Origin of the sequence: Novosphingobium sp. PC22D (genome assembly GCF_002556635.1) — a bacterium.
Classification (GTDB): Bacteria; Pseudomonadota; Alphaproteobacteria; order Sphingomonadales; family Sphingomonadaceae; genus Novosphingobium.
Genome location: NZ_MWMO01000012.1, coordinates 40197 through 59393 on the forward strand (window position 1 = coordinate 40197; position 19197 = coordinate 59393).

15 protein-coding genes are annotated in these 19197 nt (G+C 66.9%); 5 read left to right on the plus strand and 10 right to left on the minus strand.

Features of this window, described 5'->3' with window-relative positions:
• Nucleotides 1-96 precede the first annotated feature (96 nt).
• The 9 genes from bioB to pgi form a co-directional block, all read right to left on the minus strand.
• Nucleotides 97-1134, minus strand: a complete 1038-nt coding sequence (gene bioB / locus B2G71_RS16540; RefSeq protein ID WP_098107735.1) for a biotin synthase BioB — start codon at nt 1132-1134, stop codon at nt 97-99.
• On the minus strand, nt 1134-2411 hold the full coding sequence (locus B2G71_RS16545) for an O-acetylhomoserine aminocarboxypropyltransferase (RefSeq protein ID WP_098107736.1): 1278 nt from the start codon (nt 2409-2411) through the stop codon (nt 1134-1136). The genes bioB and B2G71_RS16545 overlap by 1 nt, the downstream gene beginning before the upstream one ends.
• Nucleotides 2412-2458: 47 nt before the next feature.
• The gene (scpA, locus tag B2G71_RS16550) at nt 2459-4606 is read right to left on the minus strand and encodes a methylmalonyl-CoA mutase (protein ID WP_098107875.1); all 2148 of its coding nucleotides are present in this window, start codon (nt 4604-4606) and stop codon (nt 2459-2461) included.
• Between the two features lie 17 nt (nt 4607-4623).
• Nucleotides 4624-5277 (minus strand): hypothetical protein, encoded by a 654-nt coding sequence (locus B2G71_RS16555; RefSeq protein WP_098107738.1) that lies wholly within the window; start codon nt 5275-5277, stop codon nt 4624-4626.
• Between the two features lies 1 nt (nt 5278).
• Entirely contained in the window at nt 5279-5716 is a 438-nt protein-coding gene (gene mce, locus B2G71_RS16560; protein ID WP_098107740.1) for a methylmalonyl-CoA epimerase, read from the minus strand.
• A gap of 20 nt (nt 5717-5736) precedes the next feature.
• Nucleotides 5737-6915, minus strand: coding sequence for a beta-ketothiolase BktB (bktB, locus tag B2G71_RS16565; RefSeq protein WP_098107741.1), 1179 nt, complete (start codon nt 6913-6915; stop codon nt 5737-5739).
• A 25-nt stretch (nt 6916-6940) separates the two neighbouring features.
• Complete coding sequence (locus B2G71_RS16570; RefSeq protein ID WP_098107743.1) at nt 6941-8470, minus strand: acyl-CoA carboxylase subunit beta; 1530 nt, start codon at nt 8468-8470, stop codon at nt 6941-6943.
• 145 nt (nt 8471-8615) lie between these two features.
• Entirely contained in the window at nt 8616-9962 is a 1347-nt protein-coding gene (gene gor, locus B2G71_RS16575) for a glutathione-disulfide reductase (RefSeq protein ID WP_098107745.1), read from the minus strand.
• Nucleotides 9963-10150: 188 nt separating this feature from the next.
• A complete protein-coding gene (gene pgi / locus B2G71_RS16580) occupies nt 10151-11686 on the minus strand; it encodes a glucose-6-phosphate isomerase (RefSeq protein ID WP_098107746.1) in 1536 nt (511 codons plus the stop codon).
• A 141-nt stretch (nt 11687-11827) separates the two neighbouring features.
• Between pgi and lepB the strand changes: the two genes are divergently transcribed.
• The 5 genes from lepB to B2G71_RS16605 all read left to right on the plus strand — a co-directional run bounded on the left by lepB (nt 11828) and on the right by B2G71_RS16605 (nt 16439).
• Entirely contained in the window at nt 11828-12661 is an 834-nt protein-coding gene (gene lepB / locus B2G71_RS16585; RefSeq protein ID WP_098107748.1) for a signal peptidase I, read from the plus strand.
• Nucleotides 12662-13330: a ribonuclease III gene (rnc, locus tag B2G71_RS16590; RefSeq protein ID WP_098107749.1), complete on the plus strand. Its 669-nt coding sequence runs from the start codon at nt 12662-12664 to the stop codon at nt 13328-13330.
• Nucleotides 13327-14214, plus strand: a complete 888-nt coding sequence (gene era / locus B2G71_RS16595) for a GTPase Era (RefSeq protein ID WP_098107751.1) — start codon at nt 13327-13329, stop codon at nt 14212-14214. The genes rnc and era overlap by 4 nt, the downstream gene beginning before the upstream one ends.
• Nucleotides 14211-15074 (plus strand): SGNH/GDSL hydrolase family protein, encoded by an 864-nt coding sequence (locus B2G71_RS16600; RefSeq protein ID WP_098107752.1) that lies wholly within the window; start codon nt 14211-14213, stop codon nt 15072-15074. Before era ends, B2G71_RS16600 begins: the two co-directional genes overlap by 4 nt.
• Nucleotides 15075-15245: 171 nt before the next feature.
• Nucleotides 15246-16439 carry an MFS transporter gene (locus B2G71_RS16605; RefSeq protein ID WP_168176391.1) on the plus strand — a complete coding sequence of 398 codons (1194 nt, stop codon included), beginning with the start codon at nt 15246-15248 and terminating at the stop codon, nt 16437-16439.
• 94 nt (nt 16440-16533) lie between these two features.
• Here B2G71_RS16605 and topA read toward each other — a convergent pair whose 3' ends face one another.
• On the minus strand, nt 16534-19131 hold the full coding sequence (gene topA / locus B2G71_RS16610) for a type I DNA topoisomerase (protein ID WP_098107755.1): 2598 nt from the start codon (nt 19129-19131) through the stop codon (nt 16534-16536).
• Nucleotides 19132-19197: the final 66 nt, after the last annotated feature.

Consider the following 19197-nt stretch of genomic DNA (forward strand, 5'->3'; position numbering starts at 1 on the left):
AGTCGCCGTGCATGAAACCACCGGCGAAAAACCACCAAGGGAGCAGGCAGATCGCAATCGTCGCGCCGATCAGGACCGCCCTGCATCCCAACTACATCACTCCGCCGCCTCCATCCGCGCGCAGCCGCGCGGCATGCGTTCGGCGTCGAATTCGGCTTCGGTCTTTTCGATCGGCATGGCCCGCATCCCAAGCCGGGCGAGCATCGCCGCGTCCTCGTCGTCGCCCGCGTTGGGCGCGGTGAGGAGCTTGTCGCCGGTGAAGATCGAGTTCGCGCCCGCCGTGAAGCACAGCGCCTGCGTCGCTTCCGACATCGATTCCCGACCCGCCGACAGGCGCACCATCGACAGCGGCATGGTGATCCGCGCCACCGCCACGGTGCGCACGAACTCGATGTCGTCGATCTTGGCGAGCGGCGTGTCGGCCAGCATGTCGCCCAGCACCGTGCCCTTGACCGGGACCAGCGCGTTGACCGGCACCGACTGCGGATGCTCGGGCAGCGTCGCCAGCGTATGGATGAAGCCGACGCGATCCTCGCGGCTCTCGCCCATGCCGACGATCCCGCCCGAACAGACGTTGATCCCCGCGCGGCGGACCTCGCCCAGCGTGTCGAGCCGGTCTTCCAGCGTGCGCGTCGTGATCACGTCGCCGTACCGTTCGGGCGAGGTGTCGATGTTGTGGTTGTAGTAGTCGAGCCCCGCCTCGGCGAGCATGTCGGCCTGTTCGGGCGTGAGCATGCCAAGCGTCATGCAGGTTTCCATTCCCATCGCGCGCACGCCCTTCACCATCTCAATGATGGCGGGCATGTCGCGGTCCTTGGGATTGCGCCAGGCGGCGCCCATGCAGAAGCGGGTCGAGCCCTGGTCGGCCGCCTGCGCGGCGCGTTGAAGCACCGCCTGCACGTCGAGCAGCTTGGTCGCCTTGACGCCGCTGTCGGCATGGACCGACTGCGAGCAATAGCCGCAGTCCTCGGCGCAGCCGCCGGTCTTGATCGAAAGCAGCGTGGAAAGCTGCACTTCGTCGGGCGCGAAATGCGTGCGGTGGACCTCGGCCGCGCGGAACAGCAGTTCCGGGAACGGCAGGTCGAACAGCGCGGCGATCTCCTCGCGGCTCCAGTCGGTACGGGGTTGTGTCATCAGCTAACCTTGTCCAGCGCCTGTGCAATGTCGGCGATGATGTCGTCGATGTGCTCGATGCCGACCGACAGGCGAACAACGTCGGGCCCGGCGCCGGCGGCGGCCTGCTCAGCCTCGGAAAGCTGGCGGTGGGTCGTCGAACTGGGATGGATGATCAGCGAGCGGGTGTCGCCGATATTGGCGAGATGGCTGAACATCGTGACCGAGGACACGAGCTTGACGCCCGCCTCGTAGCCGCCCTTCAGGCCGAAGGTGAACACCGCCCCGCCCTTGCCGCCGAGATAGGTCCTGGCGAGCGCGTGATAGGGATCGTCCTCGAGCCCGGCGTAGGACACCCAGGCGACCTTGGGGTGGTTCTTGAGCCACTGCGCCAGCATCTTGGCGTTGTGGCAGTGGCGCTCCATGCGCAGGTGCAGCGTCTCCATGCCGGTGAGCGCGAGGAACGCGTTCATCGGCGCGAGCGCGGGTCCGAGATCGCGCAGGCCGAGCGCGCGGCAGGCGACGATGAAGGCAAGCTCGCCCAGCGCCTCGTCGAAGACCATGCCGTGATACGACGGGCTCTCCTCGGTGATCGTCGGGAACTTGCCCGAGGCCTTCCAGTCGAACTTGCCCGAATCGACGATCAGACCGCCGATCGCATTGCCGTGCCCATTGAGGAACTTGGTCGCCGAATGGACGACGATGTCCGCCCCGTGGCGCAGCGGCCGGCACAGCGCGGGCGTCGCCATCGTGTTGTCGACCACGAGCGGCACGCCCGCCTCGTGCGCGACTTCGGCGATCGCGGCGATGTCGGTGACGACACCGCCCGGATTGGCGAGGCTCTCAATGAAGACCGCGCGGGTCTTGTCGCTGATCGCGGCTTCGAAGGCGGCCGGACTGTCGGCGTCGACGAACTTCGTCTCCCAGCCGAACTTGCGGAACGAGTGCCCCATCTGGTTGAGCGAGCCGCCGTAGAGCTTGTTCGCCGCGACGATCTCGCAGCCCGGCTCCATCAGCGTATGCATCACCAGAAGCTGCGCGGCATGGCCCGAAGCCACCGCCAGCGCGCCGACTCCCCCCTCGAGCGCGGCGATCTTGCCTTCGAGCGCCGCGTTGGTCGGGTTCGTCAGGCGGGTGTAGATGTTCCCGAATTCCTGAAGGTTGAACAACCGCGCCGCGTGGTCGACGTCGTCGAAGACGTAGCTCGCGGTCTGGTAGATCGGCGTGACGCGCGCATTCGTCGTCGGATCGGGCGCGGTACCGCCATGGACCGCGAGTGTTTCCGGCTTTTGCGACATCGTCCCCCCCTTCCCTTGGTTTTCTGATGTACCGCCTCGCGGCGGACTTACTCGGCCGCCTCGAGTTCGCTGCCGACCGGCGGCATGTTGTGCCCGAGCAGGCGCAGCACGTCGGCGGCGCACTCGACCACGTTCGAGCCGGGGCCGTAGATGCCCTGAACGCCCGCGTTCTTGAGGAACTCGTAGTCCACCGCCGGGATGACGCCACCCGCCACGACCTTGATGTCGCTGCGGCCGGCCTCGCGCAGGAGGCCGATCAGTTCGGGAATCAGGGTCTTGTGACCCGCCGCGAGCGAACTGGCGCCGATCGCGTCGACATCGGCTTCGAGCGCCATGTCGCACGCTTCCTGCGGGGTCTGGAACAGCGGGCCGGTCACCACGTCGAAGCCCATGTCGCCGAAGGCCGAGGCGATCACGTTGGCGCCGCGATCATGGCCGTCCTGGCCCATCTTCGCGACGAAAAGCTTGGGCGCGCGGCCCAGACGGCGCGAGACTGCCTCGACGCCGTCGAGCACCTGCTGGTAACGGCCGTCACCCTCGTAGGCCGCGCCGTAGATGCCCTTGACCGGGCGCGGCATCGTGCCGTGGCGGCCGAAGGCGCTCTCCATCGCGTCGGAGATCTCGCCCAGCGTCGCCCTTTCGCGCGCGGCGTCGACCGCGAGCGCGAGCAGATTGCCGTTGCCCTTGGCCCCCTCGGCGAGCGCCTTGAGCGCGGCCTTGCACTTGGCCTCGTCGCGCGAGGCGCGCGTCCTCTTGATCCGCGCGATCTGCGCCTCGCGGACCTTGTGGTTGTCCACCTCGAGCGTCTCGATCGGGTCTTCCTCGTCCTTGCGGTACTTGTTGACACCGACGATCACGTCGAGACCCTTGTCGACCCGCGCCTGGCGCGCCGCGGCGGCTTCCTCGATCATCGCCTTGGGCCAGCCCGCCTCGACCGCCTTGGCCATGCCACCTTCGGATTCGACGCGCTCGATGATCTCCCAGGCCTTGTCGACCAGTTCCTGCGTCAGCGCCTCGATGTAATACGAGCCGCCCAGCGGATCGACGACATTGCACATGCCCGTCTCTTCCTGGATGACGATCTGGGTGTTGCGCGCGATACGGGCCGAGAAGTCGGTCGGCAGCGCGATCGCCTCGTCGAGCGCGTTGGTGTGGAGCGACTGGGTGCCGCCCAGCATCGCCGCCATCGCCTCGATCGTGGTGCGCATCACGTTGTTGTAGGGGTCCTGCTCCTGCAGCGAGACGCCAGAGGTCTGGCAGTGTGTGCGCAGCGTCTTAGAACGCTCGGACTTGGCGCCGAGTTGGGTCATGGCGCGATGCCACAAGGTGCGCGCGGCGCGCAGCTTGGCGATCTCCATGAAGAAGTTCATGCCGATCGCGAAGAAGAACGAGAGGCGGCCTGCGAACTTGTCGATGTCGAGGCCCGAGGCCACGCCGTACTTCACGTATTCCATGCCGTCGGCGATGGTGAAGGCCAGCTCCTGGACCTGCGTGGCGCCAGCTTCCTGCATGTGGTAGCCGGAGATAGAAATACTGTTGAATTTCGGCATGTTGTCCGCGGTATATGCGAAGATGTCCGAAATGATCCGCATGCTCGGCTCGGGCGGATAGATGTAGGTATTGCGGACCATGAACTCCTTGAGGATGTCGTTCTGGATGGTCCCGGTAAGCTGGTCGGGGCTGACGCCCTGCTCTTCGGCGGCGATGATGTAGAATGCCAGGCACGGGATCACCGCGCCGTTCATCGTCATCGAGACCGACATTTCGCCCAGCGGAATGCCGTCGAACAGGATCTTCATGTCCTCGACACTGTCGATCGCGACGCCCGCCATGCCGACGTCGCCGACGACGCGCGGGTGGTCGGAATCGTAACCGCGATGCGTGGCGAGGTCGAAGGCGACCGAAAGGCCCTTCTGCCCCGCCGCGAGGTTGCGGCGATAGAACGCGTTCGATTCCTCGGCGGTGGAAAATCCGGCGTACTGGCGGATCGTCCAGGGACGCCCCGCGTACATCGAGGCCTTCACCCCGCGCGTGAACGGCGCGAAGCCGGGAAGACCCGGATCGGCCTTGACGTCATCGGCGGTATAGAGCGGTTTGACGGCGATGCCCTCGGGGGTGTTCCAGGTCAGATCCCTGCCCTTGACCTCCTTGTCCGCCGCCGCTTTCCAGTCGTCGAGGTTCGGTTTGTCGCTCATCGCCATAGTTTCCTCTCTCAGCAGCCGCTAAGCTGCTGTTCCTTTCCGCCTTGGACTTGATAGGTGCCGTCCGGCTGCCGCAGGTACAGCGCCGAGAAGCTGCGCGAGCCCGTGAAATCAACGGTGAACGAGTTGTCGGCGTTGATCGCGCCGATCTCGCCGGTGATCGCCGTCGGGGCATCCGGCTTGGCGCCCGAATTGTCGAAGGCGCTCTCGAAGTTGGCCACTTCCACCGGACCGTCCGGGCGCAGTTCGGTCAGGACCGTCCATTCGCACGAATTGCCCTGCCAGGTTCCACCGCCCTTGCTGACGATCACCGGAAGCGCGCCGAATTCGTTATAGACGCGAAAACCGCTCAGCGCACCGAAGCTGCCGAGTTCGACCGCCTTGGGGAAGGTCTTGTCGGGCTTGCCGTCCTTCAGGTAGCTGACCGAAATCCGCCCCGGTTCGACATGCGCCGCGCCTTCCTTGGTGATCTGCTCGATCCGGACCGCACCGAATTCGGTATCGACCTCGCGCGTATCGACAACCGTATCGCCCGCCTGCTGGCTGGCAACGGCGGACGGAGTCGCATCGGCACCGGCCGCTTGCTCGCGGTCGGCGCCCTGCCCGCAACCGGCAAGCCCTGTCAGGCTCGCGGCGGCCAGGCCGATGCGCATCCATCCCTTCACCTCAGTGCGCCTCCTTGGGCGTTTCCATGATCTCGGTGAGCTGGCCGCCCATGTCCTTGGGGTGGACGAAGAAGATCAGCGTGCCGTGGGCGCCGATCCGCGGCTCTCCGAGCACGCGCTTGCCGTGCCCCTCGAACCAGGCCTTGGCCTCATGGATATCGGGCACTTCGTAGCATACGTGGTGCTGGCCCCCGAGGGGGTTCTTCTCCAGCCACTTGCCGACCGCCGAATCCGCCTCGGTCGGCTGGAGCAGCTCGACCTGGGTGCCTGCGGTCCCGTTCTCGCCCGGCGTGTTGACGAAGCAGACACGCACCTTCTGGCTGTCGAGCACGAACGGCTCGGTGATGTCGGTCGCACCCATGATGTCGCGATAGAACGCGATCGACGCGTCGAGATCGGGCGTCGCCACGCCGATGTGGTTCATCCGGCCGAGTTTCATCGCCTCGCTCTCCTTCGCGCTCAGACGCTCTCGATGACCATGGCGATCCCCTGGCCGCCGCCAATGCACATCGTGATCAGGCCGTACTTACCGCCGATCCGCTTCAACTCGTACATGCACTTGATGGTGAGCATGCACCCGGTCGCGCCGACCGGGTGGCCGATCGAGACGCCAGAACCGTTCGGATTGACCTTGGCCTCGTCGAAGCCGAGGCACTTGGCGACCGCGACGGCCTGCGCGGCGAACGCCTCGTTGCTCTCGATCACGTCGATCTGGTCGAGCGACAGCCCGGCGCGCTCGAGCGCGATCGGCACCGCCTTGATCGGGCCCTCGCCCATGTAGTCGGGCTCGACCCCGGCGTGGCCCCAGGCGACGATCTTGGCCATCGGCTTCAACCCGCGCTTCTCGACCTCGGCGCCGGTGGCGAGCACGACCATCGCCGCGCCGTCATTGATGCCCGAGGCGTTGCCCGCAGTGACCGCACCGTCCTTCTTGAAGGCGGCGCGCATCTTGCCGAGCACTTCCATGGTGGTATCGGCCTTGACGTGCTCGTCGGTGTCGAAAACGACCGTGCCCTTGCGGGTCTTCACCTCGACCGGAAGGATCTGCTCCTTGAAGCGGCCTTCGGCGATCGCCGCCGAGGCCCGCTGGTGGCTGGTGACGGACAGCGCGTCCATGTCCTCGCGCGTGATCTGGTGGCGCTCGGCGACGTTCTCCGCGGTGATTCCCATGTGATAGCCGCCGATCGCGTCGGACAGGCCGAGCGTCAGCGCGTCTTCCTGCGTGTTGGCGCCCATCTTGCGACCCCAGCGCACGCCGTGATCGTGATAGGGCACGTTCGACATCGATTCCGCGCCGCCGGCCAGCGTGATGCTCGCCTCGCCCAGCTTCATCATCTGCGCCGCCGAAACGATCGCCTGGACGCCCGAGCCGCACAGGCGGTTGAGCGTCAGCGCCGGCGTTGCGAGCGGCACGCCCGCCTCGATGCCGATCACGCGGCTGAGCATCTCGTCGCGCGCGCTGGTGGGCATGACCTGCCCGACGACGACATGCTGCACCGCCTCGGCCTCGACTCCGGCACGGCTGAGCGCTTCCTTGGCGACGAGCGCGCCGAGATCGGCGGGCATGAACGACTTGAGCGATCCGCCGAAATCCCCGACCGCCGTCCGCACGCCGCTGACGATATAGACATCTTCCATGTGCTGGTCCTTTCCCTCCCGACTACTACAGCGGGATGTTGTCGTGCTTCTTCCAGGGGTTCTCGAGCGCCTTGTTGCGCAGCTTGCGCAGGCCCAGCGCGATGCGCCGGCGCGTCGAGTGCGGGTAGATCACTTCGTCGATGTAGCCGCGGCTGGCGGCGACGAAGGGGTTGGCGAAACGATCCTCGTATTCCTTCGTCTTCTCGGCGATGCCGTCCTCGGTCAGGCCGCGGAAGATGATCTCGACCGCGCCCTTGGCGCCCATCACCGCGATCTCCGCGGTCGGCCAGGCGTAGTTGAGATCGCCGCGCAGGTGCTTGGACGCCATGACGTCGTAGGCGCCGCCATAGGCCTTGCGGGTGATGACGGTGATCTTCGGCACGGTCGCCTCGGCATAGGCGAACAGCAGCTTGGCGCCGTGCTTGATGATGCCGTTGTGCTCCTGGTCGGTCCCAGGAAGGAAGCCGGGAACATCAACGAAGGTGATGATCGGGATGTTGAAGGCGTCGCAGAAGCGCACGAAGCGCGCCGACTTGCGCGAGGAATCGATATCGAGCACGCCCGCCAGCACCATCGGCTGGTTGGCGACGATGCCAACGGTGCGGCCCTCGATCCGCGCGAAGCCGACGATGATGTTCGCCGCGAAAGTCGGCTGGACCTCGAAGAACTCGCCCTCGTCGACCGTCTTACGAATGACCTCGTGCATGTCGTAAGGCTGGTTGGCGCTGGGCGGAATGATCGTGTCGAGGCTCTCCTCGAGCCGGTCCCACGGATCGGCGCAGGGCCGTTCCGGCACTTCCTCGCGGTTCGACAGCGGCAGGTAGTCGATGAAGTCACGCGCGGCGAGCAGCGCCTCGATGTCGTTCTCGAGCGCGAGGTCGGAGACGCTGGTCTTGCTCGAATGGGTGATCGCGCCGCCCAGTTCTTCCTGCGTCACCACTTCGTTGGTCACCGTCTTCACCACGTCGGGTCCGGTGACGAACATGTAGGAGCTGTCCTTCACCATGAAGATGAAGTCGGTCATCGCAGGCGAATAGACCGCGCCGCCCGCGCAGGGGCCCATGATGAGCGAAAGCTGCGGCACCACGCCCGAGGCGAGCACGTTGCGCTGGAAGATCTCGGCATAGCCGCCGAGCGCGTCGACGCCTTCCTGGATGCGGGCGCCACCCGAGTCGTTGAGGCCGATCACCGGCGCGCCGACCTTCATCGCCGCGTCCATGATCTTGCAGATCTTCATCGCGTGAGTCTTGGAAACCGCGCCGCCGAAGACCGTGAAGTCCTGGGAATAGACGTAAACCAGCCGGCCGTTGATCGTGCCCGACCCCGTGACGACACCGTCGCCGGGGACCTTTTCCTGGTCGTGCATGCCGAAGTCGACGCAGGTATGCTCGACGTAGGTGTCGACTTCCTCGAAGCTGCCCTCATCGAGCAGGACCTCGAGCCGTTCGCGTGCGGTGAGCTTGCCCTTGGCGTGCTGGGCGTCGATGCGGCGCTGGCCGCCCCCCATCCGCGCACCCGCCCGGCGCTTCTCCATTTCCGCGATGTTTGCTGACATTCCCAATCCTCGCTGAGCCCCTCGGGGGCCTGGAAAACGTGACACTGCCTAAGGCAGTTCACAGCGGCCACGTCAATAGTTTTAATCGTGCGATTAAACCGCCGCCATGGTCAATTCCGCCTGCCCGCACGTCTCTTTGCGGTGTCTATTTGAGCAGCACCAGCTCTTCGGCCATCGTCGGATGGATCGCGACGGTGGCGTCGAAATCGGCCTTGGTGAGCCCCGCCTTCACCGCCACGGCGGCGGCCTGCATGATCTCGGGCGCTTCCTGACCGATCATGTGAATCCCCACCACGCGGCCGGTGTTGCCGTCGCAGATCATCTTGTAGAGCGAACGCTCGTTGCGGCCCGCGACGACGTTCTTCATCGCGCGGAAGTCGCTCTCGTAGACCTTGACCGAGCCGAGCTTGTTGCGCGCCTCGCCCTCGGTCATTCCGACCGCGGCGATCGGCGGATGGCTGAACACCGCCGAGGGAATGCAGTCGTAGTCGACCGTGCACGGATTGTCCCCGAAAACGCTGTCGGCAAAGGCCTGTCCCTCGCGAATCGCGACCGGGGTAAGCTGCACGCGATTGGTCACGTCGCCGATCGCATAGATGTGATCGACCGAACTCTTCGAAGTCTCGTCGACCCGGATCGCGCCCTTGTCGTCGATCTCGACGCCGACGGTCTCAAGGCCGAGTCCCTCGACGTTCGGCACGCGGCCGGTGGCGAAGAGCACGCAATCCACCTCGATGGGATCGTGGTTGGTCATCTCGACGCGCAAGGCGCCCTCGTCGGTGCGTTCGATCCCGCGGAACGAGGCATTGAAGCGGAACTGGATGCCCTTGGTGATCGAGATCTGCAGCAGGCGGTCGCGCAGCGACTCGTCGTAGCCGCGCAGGAGCTGGTCCGATCGGTTGATCAGCGTCACCTTGGCGCCGAACTGGTGGAAGATCCCGGCGAACTCGTTGGCGATGTAGCCCGCGCCGGCGATCAGCACCCGGCCGGGGATGGCGTCGAGATGGAACGCCTCGTTCGAGGTGATGCCCAGCTCGTGACCGGGACAGGCCGGAACATGCGGCCGCGCGCCCGTCGCGACGAGGATGTACTTCGCGGTGAAGGTCCTGCCGCTCGCCAGCGTGACTTCGTGCGGGCCGGTGATCGTCGCGCGCTCGTGGAAGATCTCGACCCCGTTGTTCTCGAGCGTCTGGGTATAGAGACCGTTGAGCCGGTCGACGTCGCTCAGCACGTTGTCGCGCAGGCGGACCCAGTCGAAGGTGCAGTGGGGAATGTCCCAGCCGAACTGCTTCGCGTCCTCGAGATCCTCGGCGAAGTGCGCGCCGTAGACGAGCATCTTCTTGGGCACGCAGCCCCGGATCACACAAGTGCCTCCCACCCGGTGCTCTTCCGCGACCGCGACCTTCGCGCCATAGGCGGCGGCCACCCGCGAGGCGCGCACGCCCCCCGATCCGGCGCCGATGGTGAACAGGTCGTAGTCGTAGTCGGACATGGGTCAGCCTCGTGGTTGCGTTGCCGCGCATATGGCCCCTGGCCGCGCCGATGCCAATCCGCCGCACGGCCGGGCTCGACAGGTGAGAGCCTCGGCGCCGGGTGTAAGGTGCGGCGGCGGAGCGCCCCGCAGGGCAGCCCGCTCCGCTCCGTCGTGTGCGCGACGCGCGTCCGGGCCGATGCGCTTCCCTACGCGATCCCCGCTTCCGCAAGCAGCGCCTCGGTCGAGGCATCGAAGGCGGTGTCGCCCGCCTCGATCTGCTTGGCGATCGCCTTGCCGAGTTCGACGCCGAACTGGTCGAACGGGTTGATCCCCATCAGCACCGCATTGGCGAACGTGCGGTGCTCGTGGAATGCGATCAGCGCGCCGAAGCTGGCGGGTGTGACGGCGTCGAGCAGGATCGTCGCCGAGGGCCGGTCACCCGGATAGGCGCGCGCCGGATCGTCGCTCGGCTTGCCCGCCATCAGCGCCGCGCCCTGCGCGAAGCAGTTCGACAGCAGGATGCGGTGATGCACCGGCGCGAGATCGTGGCCCGGCGCGATCGACGCGATGAAGTCGACCGGCACGAGGTTGGTGCCCTGGTGGAGAAGCTGGAACACCGCGTGCTGCGCGTCGGTGCCGACGCCGCCCCAGGTGATCGGCGCGGTCGGCCCGTCGACCGGCGCTCCTTCGCTGGTCACCGACTTGCCGTTCGATTCCATCTCTAACTGCTGGAGATAGTCGGGAAGCAGCGCCAGCCGTTCGTCATAAGCGAAGACCGCGCGCGTCTGGCAGCCGCGCAGGCGGGTGTAATACTGGTCGGCGAAGGCGGCACGCAACGGCAAGTTCGCGCGGCCTTCGGTATCGGCGAAGTGACGGTCCATCGTCGCCGCGCCCTCGAGCATCTCGGCGAAGTCGGGCCAGCCAAGCGCCATCGCCACGGGGAAGCCGATCGAGGACCACAGCGAATAGCGCCCGCCCACGCTTTCGGAGAAGGGCAGTACACGGGTTTCGTCGACGCCCCACTCGATCGCCTTGTCGGGCGAAGCGGTCAGCGCCACGACGCGGCCGTAGGGATCGGCGATGCCGGCTTCGCGCATCCAGGCGATCACGCTTTCGGCGTTGGTCATGGTCTCGATCGTGGTGAAGGTCTTGGAGGCCACTGCGAGCATCGTCGTCGCCGGATCGCAGGCGGCGAAGGCCTGTTCGAGCGCGCAGCCGTCGATGTTCGAGACGACGTGGACGTCGACCATCGCCCCGCCCTCCTCGCCGTTGGCGCGCGCCAGCGCGTCGACCGCGAGCGCCGGGCCGAGCGCGGAGCCGCCGATACCGACGTGAATCAGATGTTTGACCTCGCCCATCGCGCCGCGGTGGATGGCCTCGACGATCGCGGCCATGCGCGAGTGATAGCCGTGCGCCTGCTCGACGCTTTCCGGCTTGCCGACGCCGCGCTGCGCGGTGTGCTCGGCAGCGCGCCCCTCGGTGACGTTGACGATCGCGCCGTCGAACAGCGCCGCGCGCTTCGCGGTGAAATCCGCCGCCTCGGCCAGCGCCTCGAAGCCGTCGAGGTGCGCGCCGTCGAGGTGGGTCTTGCTCCAGTCGAAGCGGATGCCCTCGCCTTCCTCGAGTTCGAAGCGGGTCGAAAGCGCCTCGAGCCGGGCCGCGCCGTCGGCGAAGAGCGCATCAAGCTTCGGCTTCGGCAAGGATTTGAGCCGATCCCATTCCGCTTTGGTCGATTGGGCCATGTTATCCCCCCTTGTCCCGGCTAGTGCGGCGCGATTGCGCGGCCTTATGCATGTTGCGAGTGCGAAGGCCAAGCCGCAATGCGCGAATTGAACGGTGCATGACACTTGACGCAGGGAAGGCCCCGCAACATGGGGGTTGCGATGACTGAAACCGTCCCCGCTGAGGCAGCCAAGACTGGCGAGAATCCGGCCAAGGAGGAAAAGCACGACAGCTTTTTCGTGTTCCTGATCAAGACGGTACTGATCGTGCTCGTCTTCCGGACCTTCATTTTTTCGCCGTTCAACATCCCCAGCGAATCGATGCTGCCGCGGCTCGAGAACGGAGACTACCTGCTCGCGTCCAAGTGGTCCTACGGCTTTTCGCGCTATTCGATGCCGTTCAGCGTGCCGCTGCTTCCGGGGCGCATTTTCGCCGACCAGCCCGAGCGCGGCGACGTCGTGATCTTCAAGGCGCCGCCCGGCAACGACGTGGACTACATCAAGCGCGTGATCGGCCTGCCCGGCGACCAGATCCAGGTGCGCGGCGGACAAGTGATCCTCAACGGCGAGCCGATTCCAAGGAAGCGGATCGCGGACTTCGAGATCGAGATCAGCGACAACACCCGCTGCTACGCCTACGAGTTCGAAGCGCGCCGCGACGACGGCACCCCGGTGTGCCGCTATCCGCAATACCGCGAGACGCTGCCCGGCGGGCGCAGCTACAACGTGCTCGATCTCGGCCAGACACCGCAGGACGACACCGGCACCTACATCGTGCCCGAAGGCGACATGTTCCTGATGGGCGACAACCGCGACAACTCGCTCGACAGCCGCTTCCCACCGATCGAGGGCCAGGGCATCGGCATCGTCCCGCAGGCGAACCTGGTCGGCAAGGCCACGATCGTGATGTTCTCGACCGACGGCGGCGCCTCGTGGTTCAAGCCGTGGACCTGGTTCACCGCGGCCCGCTGGGACCGGATCGGCGGGACGTTCTGAGTGCTCGAGCAAGCGGTACGCGACTATATCGCCGCGCTGATCGGCGCGCCGCCGAAAGACGACGCCTTGTGGATCGAGGCGCTGACTCACGGCAGCACCGGTGAGCGGCGCACTTACGAGCGGCTCGAATTTCTCGGTGACCGCGTGCTCGGCCTGTCGATCGCCGAGTGGCTCCATGCCACGAGCCAGGACGCCGAAGGCCGGCTCTCGCAGCGGCTCAACGCGCTCGTGAGCCGCGCGACCTGCGCCGACATCGCGCGCGAGATCGACCTTGGCCGCCACATCCGCCTGGGTAAGCAGGCGCGCGACGACGGCGGCCATGACAGCGACAACATCCTGGGCGACGTCATCGAGGCGCTGATCGGCGCCTGCTTCCTTGAACGCGGCTGGGAGGCAGCGCGCGGGATGGTCCGCACGCTGTGGTCAGGCGCGATGGAAGGCAAGGCGGGCAAGCGCAAGCATCCCAAGTCCGCCCTCCAGGAATGGGCCGCGGGCAACAAGCGGCGCATGCCCGAATACCGCCTGATCGAACGCGCCGGCCCCGACCACGCATTGCGCTTCACCGTCGAGGTGACCGTCCACGGCGTCGGCGCGGTGCAGGCGACCGCCACCAGCAAGCAGGACGCGGAAACCCGCGCCGCCGAGGAATTCATGGAGAAATACGCGTGAGCACGCATTGCGGCCTCGTCGCGGTGATCGGCGCGCCGAATGCCGGCAAGTCGACGCTCGTCAACGCACTCGTCGGCCAGAAGGTGGCGATCACTTCGTCGAAGGCGCAGACCACGCGCGCGCGGCTGCTCGGCATCGCGCTGGCGGGCGAAGTGCAGATCATCCTCGCCGATACGCCGGGCATCTTCCAGCCGCGCCGCCGGCTCGACCGCGCAATGGTCGCCGCCGCCTGGGAAGGCGCGCAGGAGGCCGATGCGATCCTGCTGGTGGTCGATTGCGTGAAGCTGCGCCGCCACGAGCTGGAACCGCTGCGCGAGGCGCTCAGGGATCGGCCCGAGCGTAAAATTCTCGTCATCAACAAGGTCGATGCCAGCGCCAAGGAACCGCTGCTCGTGCTGGCGCAGGAACTGGCCGGCGAATTCGAGGAGACGTTCTTCGTTTCGGCACTCACCGGCGACGGCGTGCCCGAACTCAAGGACCGGCTCGCCGCGCTCATGCCCGAAGGCCCATGGCTCTACCCCGAAGACCAGGTGTCCGACGCCAGCGAGCGCCTGCTCGCCTGCGAGATCACGCGCGAGCAGCTCTTCCGCAAGCTGCGCGACGAACTGCCCTACGACAGCGCGGTGCGGCCCGAATCGTACCAGCAGCGCAAGGACGGCTCCGTGGAGATCCGTCAGCAGATCGTCGTCGCGCGCGACAGCCAGAAGGCGATCGTGCTCGGCAGGCGCGGCGCGATGATCAAGGAAATCGGCGAAGCCGCGCGCAAGGAACTGGCGCAGGTGCTCGGGCAGACCGTCCACCTGTTCCTCCACGTCAAGGTCGAGGAAGGCTGGGCCGAAGCGCGCGACATCTACGAGGAAATCGGACTGGACTGGGTGAAATGAGGCTATCGGCACTGTTCCTGGCGGCTGCAGCCGCGCTTTCGGCCACGGCCTGCGTCGGCCCCTTCGCCGCCGGTGCCGCCGCCCCGCCGTTTGCCGGCAATTACGTCGCGCTCGGCGCCTCGTTCGCGGCCGGGCCGGGACTGGGCGAACTCAAGCCCGGCTCGCCGGCGCGCTGCGCGCAGACCATGCAGGGCTATCCCACGCTCATCGCCGAGCAGCTTCGCATGGCGCTGGTCGACGCCTCGTGCAGCGGCGCCACGACGATGCACGTGCTCCACGGCTGGAAGGAGTTGCCGCCGCAGATCGACGCGCTGACCGCGGATACCGCGCTGGTGACCGTCACCGTCGGCGGCAACGACCTGAACTACGTCGGCAACCTTTTCGCCGCGAGCTGCGCGCCCGACGGCACCTCGCAAGTCGCGGGGCGCAAGTTCGTCTGCCCCGAACCGCGCCGCCCGACCGAAGAGCAGTACGCCGCGGTCGAAGCGAACCTGCGCGAGATCGCCAGTCAGGTGCGCACCCGCGCGCCCAACGCACGACTCGCCTTCGTCACCTATCTCTCGCTGGTCCCGCAGACGCCCTGCGCCGCCGCGCCGCTGAGCGCGCAGGCCGTCGCCATCTCGACCGAGATCGCCGACCGCCTGAGCGCGATGACCCGCCGCGTGGCCGAGGAGGCCGGCGCCCTGCTCGTCCCGATCGATGACGAATCGCGCCTCCACACCGCCTGCGACGCCGAGCCCTGGACTTGGGGCGCGAGGGCGACCGTGCCCGGCGACGGCATCGCCTGGCACCCCAACGCCGCCGGCATGCGCGCGACGGCCAGCGCGGTCATCGCCGCGCTGGCCAGCCGGACGCGATAGCGCCGAGACGAGCCGCCTCAGGGGCGCGGCTGCGGCTTTTCACTGCTTGCGCATAGAAGCCCGATGTCATCCAGGGCGTAGGTCGGATGGGGGTTTTCGGAGCCCCCTTTCTTGCCTCTTGCGTGATCGACCGCCATGCTGGCGGACGGGCAATTCGGCAAGGGGGCCGCAATGCTGCTGGGCCGCGACTTCAATCTTTTTTTTGTCGGGGCGACCCTGTCCGCGATCGGTACGGCGCTGGTTCCGGTGGCGCTCAGCTTTGCGGTGATCGGGGCCGGCTACTCCGCCAGCGCGTTGGGCATGGCGCTCGCGGCGCAAGCGCTTCCGACCGTCGTTCTGCTGTTGTTCGGGGGCGTTCTGGGCGATCGCTGGCCGCGCCGACGCATCATGATATGGGCCGACCTGCTGCGCTTCGTGGCGCAATCGCTGCTGGCACTGGCGCTGATCCGCGGCGAGGCGCCGCTTCCCGTCATCATCGGACTGACGGCGCTGATCGGTGTTGGCACCGCCTTCTTCTATCCCGCGCGCGGCGGGCTTGTCGCGCAGATCGTCGCCAAGGAGCGATTGACCCGGGCCAACGGTGCGCTGAGCGCGGTCAATTCCTTTGCCTCGATCCTGGGGCCCATCCTGGCGGGAATCCTGGTTGCGAGCGTCGGCTCCGGATGGGCGATCGGGCTCGATGGCCTGACCTACGCGGTGAGCGCGCTGTGCCTCGTTCTGGTCCGGCAACGGGGCCAGGCGGGGCAAGCCGGCGCGTCGCGGTCGGTGCTGGAGGATCTACGGCTGGGGCTGGCCGCCTTCGGCAGCCGGCGGTGGCTCTGGATCGTCGTGGCGCAGTTCGGCCTGCTCAATCTGATCGCGCTCGCCCCGTTTATGGTCGCGCCCGTGCTGCTTGCCGGGCTACCGCACGGCGCTCAGAACTGGGGAATGGTGCTGGGCGCGATCGGAGTTGGCGGCCTGGCCGGGGCGGTCGCGGTCATGCGATGGCAACCGGCGCGGGCGATGGTGGCGATCCAGGTCGCGGTCCTGCTGCTCGCCGCGCCCCTCTTCCTGCTGGCCGCGACCGCCGCGTTTCCACTCCTTTTGCTCGGCGGGATCACTTTCGGAGCGGGAGGAGCGGTGGTCAACGTCATGATCGGCACCCTGATCCAGCGCGAAATTCCAACCGAGCTGCTCTCGCGTGTCTTCTCGATCGTACAGATCGCCGCCGGCGTGCTCGCGCCCGCAGGCTACGCATTGGCCGGTCCCGCCGCGACATGGCTTGGACCGCATCGAACGCTGGCCGCCGGCGCGGGCATCGCCCTTGCCAGCGTCGCGGGATTGCTCTGCCTGTCCGAAGTCAGGCAATTCGGCGCCCGGACATGACCGGGCATCCGGCCTGGCAGGCGAATTGTCCGGCGATCGTTTCGCGCCCGCGCGGCGACGACCGTAAAGCCGACGCGCAACGGACGAAGCCCGCTCAGGCCTGCTCGGCCTGCGCTTCCTTGTCGCTCTTCCCGCCACCCGCTTTCGTCCTGGCCGTGGTCTTCTTGGCCGTCGCCTTCTTCGCCCCGGCCTTCTTCGGCGCGGCCTTCTTCGCGGGCGCTTTCTTGCGCTTGCCCTTGGCGGGCCCCTTCGCGACCTTGGCGTCGATCAGGGCGATGGCTTCCGCGGCGGTCAGATCCTCGGGCTTGGCATCGCGCGGCAAAGTGGCGTTGGTGCTGCCGTCGGTGACATAGGGGCCGTAGCGGCCCGCAAGCACCTTCATCTCGCCGCCGCTCGTCGGATGCTCGCCAAGCACCTTGATCGGCTCGGCCTTGGCGCGAGCGCCCCGCCCGCCGCGCGTGGCCGCCTCGGCGAGCAGCGAGACCGCCGCGTTCATCCCCGTCTCGAAAACCTCTGACGTCGAGCGCAGCTTCGCGTACTTGCCGTCATGGAGCAGGTATGGTCCGTAACGACCTATATTCGCGACTATTTCCTCGCCCGTCTCCGGGTGCGTGCCGACCGTGCGCGGCAAGCTGAGCAGCTTGAGCGCCCATTCCAGCGTGAGTTCGTCGATGTCCTTGGGGATCGACGCGCGCTTCGCCTCCTTGCCCTCGCCGAGCTGGATGTAGGGTCCGAAGCGGCCCGTCCTGCGCATGATCTCGAGTCCGCTCTCGGGGTCCTTGCCGAGCGCCTCGTCCTCGGCGACCTCGCCGTTGCCGCCCGGCTGCGCGAACTTGCGGGTGTACTTGCATTCCGGGTAGTTCGAGCAGGCGACGAAGGCGCCGTAGCGGCCGCCGCGCAGCGCCAGCCGGCCATCGGCGCACTTGGGGCAGGCGCGCGGATCGGTGCCGTCGTCGCGCGGCGGGAACAGGAAGTCCGACAGGTACTCGTCGAGCACTTCGGTCACTTCGGAGGGCTTGCGCTCCATGACCTCGTCCGACTTGGGCTTGAAGTCGCGCCAGAACGCTTCGAGCAGTTCGCGCCATTCCCCGCGCCCCCCGGAAACGTCGTCGAGATCCTCCTCCATGCCTGCGGTGAAGTCGTAGGCGACGTACCGCTCGAAGAAGCGTTCGAGAAACGCCGTGAGAAGCCGGCCCGATTCCTCTGCGAAGAAACGGTTTTTCTCGGTGCGGACATAGGCCCGGTCCTTGAGCACCTGGATCGTCGAAGCATAAGTCGAGGGCCGCCCGATGCCCAGCTCCTCGAGCCGCTTGACGAGGCTCGCCTCGGAGAAGCGCGGCGGCGGCTGGGTGAAGTGCTGCTCGGCGATGACGTCCTTCTTGGCCGGGGCGTCACCCGCCTTCATGAAGGGCAGCAGGCCCGATTCGTCGTCATCGTCCTTCTGGTCGCGCCCTTCCTCATAGACCGCGAGGAAGCCGGGGAACTTCACTACCTGGCCCGTGGCGCGCAGTTCGTGGCGGCCGGTGCCGTCGCGCAGGGTGACGGTGGTGCGCTCGAGATTGGCCGAGGCCATCTGGCTCGCCATCGCGCGCTTGAAGATGAGGTCGTAGAGCCGCGCCTCGTCGCCAGAGCCGAAGCGGTCGCGGGTGAAATCGGTGGGACGGATCGCCTCGTGGGCCTCCTGCGCATTCTTCGCCTTGGTGGAATACTGGCGCGGCTGGTCGGGCAGGTAGTGTCCGTCATAACGGTCCGCGACAGCCTTGCGGCAGGCCGAGATCGCCGAGGGGTCCATCTGCACGCCGTCGGTACGCATGTAGGTGATCGCGCCCGCCTCGTAGAGCGTTTGCGCCACGCGCATCGTCTGGCTGGCCGAGAAGCCGAGCTTGCGCGAAGCTTCCTGCTGCAGCGTCGAGGTGGTGAACGGCGGCTGCGGGTTGCGCTTGTGCGGGCGTGTCTCGACGTTCTCGACCTTGAAGGCGCCCGCCTCGACCGCCGCCTTGGCGCGCATCGCGATGCCTTCGTCGCCGAGGCTGAGCTTGTCGAGCTTCTCGCCCTCGAAAGTGACCAGCCGCGCGGTGAAGGGCGTGCCGTCCTGCTCCATCGCGGCGGCGACCGACCAGTATTCCTGCGGCACGAAGGCCTCGATCTCACGCTCGCGATCGACGATCAGGCGCAGCGCCACCGACTGCACGCGCCCCGCCGACTTGGCGCCCGGCAGCTTGCGCCAGAGCACCGGCGAAAGCGTAAAGCCGAACAGGTAGTCGAGCGCGCGGCGCGCCAGATAGGCGTCGATCAGGTCCTGATCGAGTTCACGCGGCTGGGTCATCGCCTTGGTGACGGTGTCCTTGGTGATCGCATTGAAGGTGACGCGCTGGACGTCCTTGGGCAAAGCGCGCCGCTTCGACAGCAGTTCGCGCACGTGCCACGAAATCGCCTCGCCCTCGCGATCGGGGTCGGTCGCGAGGATCAGGCGGTCGGCGTCCTTGGCCGCGTCGGCGATCGCCTTGACCTGCTTCTGCTTCTCGCCCTGCAGTTCCCAGTCCATCGCGAAGTCCTCGTCGGGACGGACCGACCCGTCCTTGACCGGCAGATCGCGGACATGGCCGTAAGAGGCGAGAACCTTGTAGTCCTTGCCGAGATATTTCTCGATGGTCTTCGCCTTGGCTGGCGACTCGACGATAACAAGCTGCATCTAGACCCTTTTTACTTCACCCCACGCGCGCACCCGCACACGCATATACACACGTGTAAGGTGGGA

What these genes read in the sequence shown, in the direction of transcription:
- bioB (WP_098107735.1), bottom strand. Translation starts at nt 1,134, where the DNA reads ATGACACAACCCCGTACCGACTGGAGCCGCGAGGAGATCGCCGCGCTG.
- B2G71_RS16545 (WP_098107736.1), bottom strand. Translation starts at nt 2,411, where the DNA reads ATGTCGCAAAAGCCGGAAACACTCGCGGTCCATGGCGGTACCGCGCCC.
- scpA (WP_098107875.1), bottom strand. Translation starts at nt 4,606, where the DNA reads ATGAGCGACAAACCGAACCTCGACGACTGGAAAGCGGCGGCGGACAAG.
- mce (WP_098107740.1), bottom strand. Translation starts at nt 5,716, where the DNA reads ATGAAACTCGGCCGGATGAACCACATCGGCGTGGCGACGCCCGATCTC.
- bktB (WP_098107741.1), bottom strand. Translation starts at nt 6,915, where the DNA reads ATGGAAGATGTCTATATCGTCAGCGGCGTGCGGACGGCGGTCGGGGAT.
- B2G71_RS16570 (WP_098107743.1), bottom strand. Translation starts at nt 8,470, where the DNA reads ATGTCAGCAAACATCGCGGAAATGGAGAAGCGCCGGGCGGGTGCGCGG.
- gor (WP_098107745.1), bottom strand. Translation starts at nt 9,962, where the DNA reads ATGTCCGACTACGACTACGACCTGTTCACCATCGGCGCCGGATCGGGG.
- pgi (WP_098107746.1), bottom strand. Translation starts at nt 11,686, where the DNA reads ATGGCCCAATCGACCAAAGCGGAATGGGATCGGCTCAAATCCTTGCCG.
- lepB (WP_098107748.1), top strand. Translation starts at nt 11,828, where the DNA reads ATGACTGAAACCGTCCCCGCTGAGGCAGCCAAGACTGGCGAGAATCCG.
- B2G71_RS16600 (WP_098107752.1), top strand. Translation starts at nt 14,211, where the DNA reads ATGAGGCTATCGGCACTGTTCCTGGCGGCTGCAGCCGCGCTTTCGGCC.
- B2G71_RS16605 (WP_168176391.1), top strand. Translation starts at nt 15,246, where the DNA reads ATGCTGCTGGGCCGCGACTTCAATCTTTTTTTTGTCGGGGCGACCCTG.
- topA (WP_098107755.1), bottom strand. Translation starts at nt 19,131, where the DNA reads ATGCAGCTTGTTATCGTCGAGTCGCCAGCCAAGGCGAAGACCATCGAG.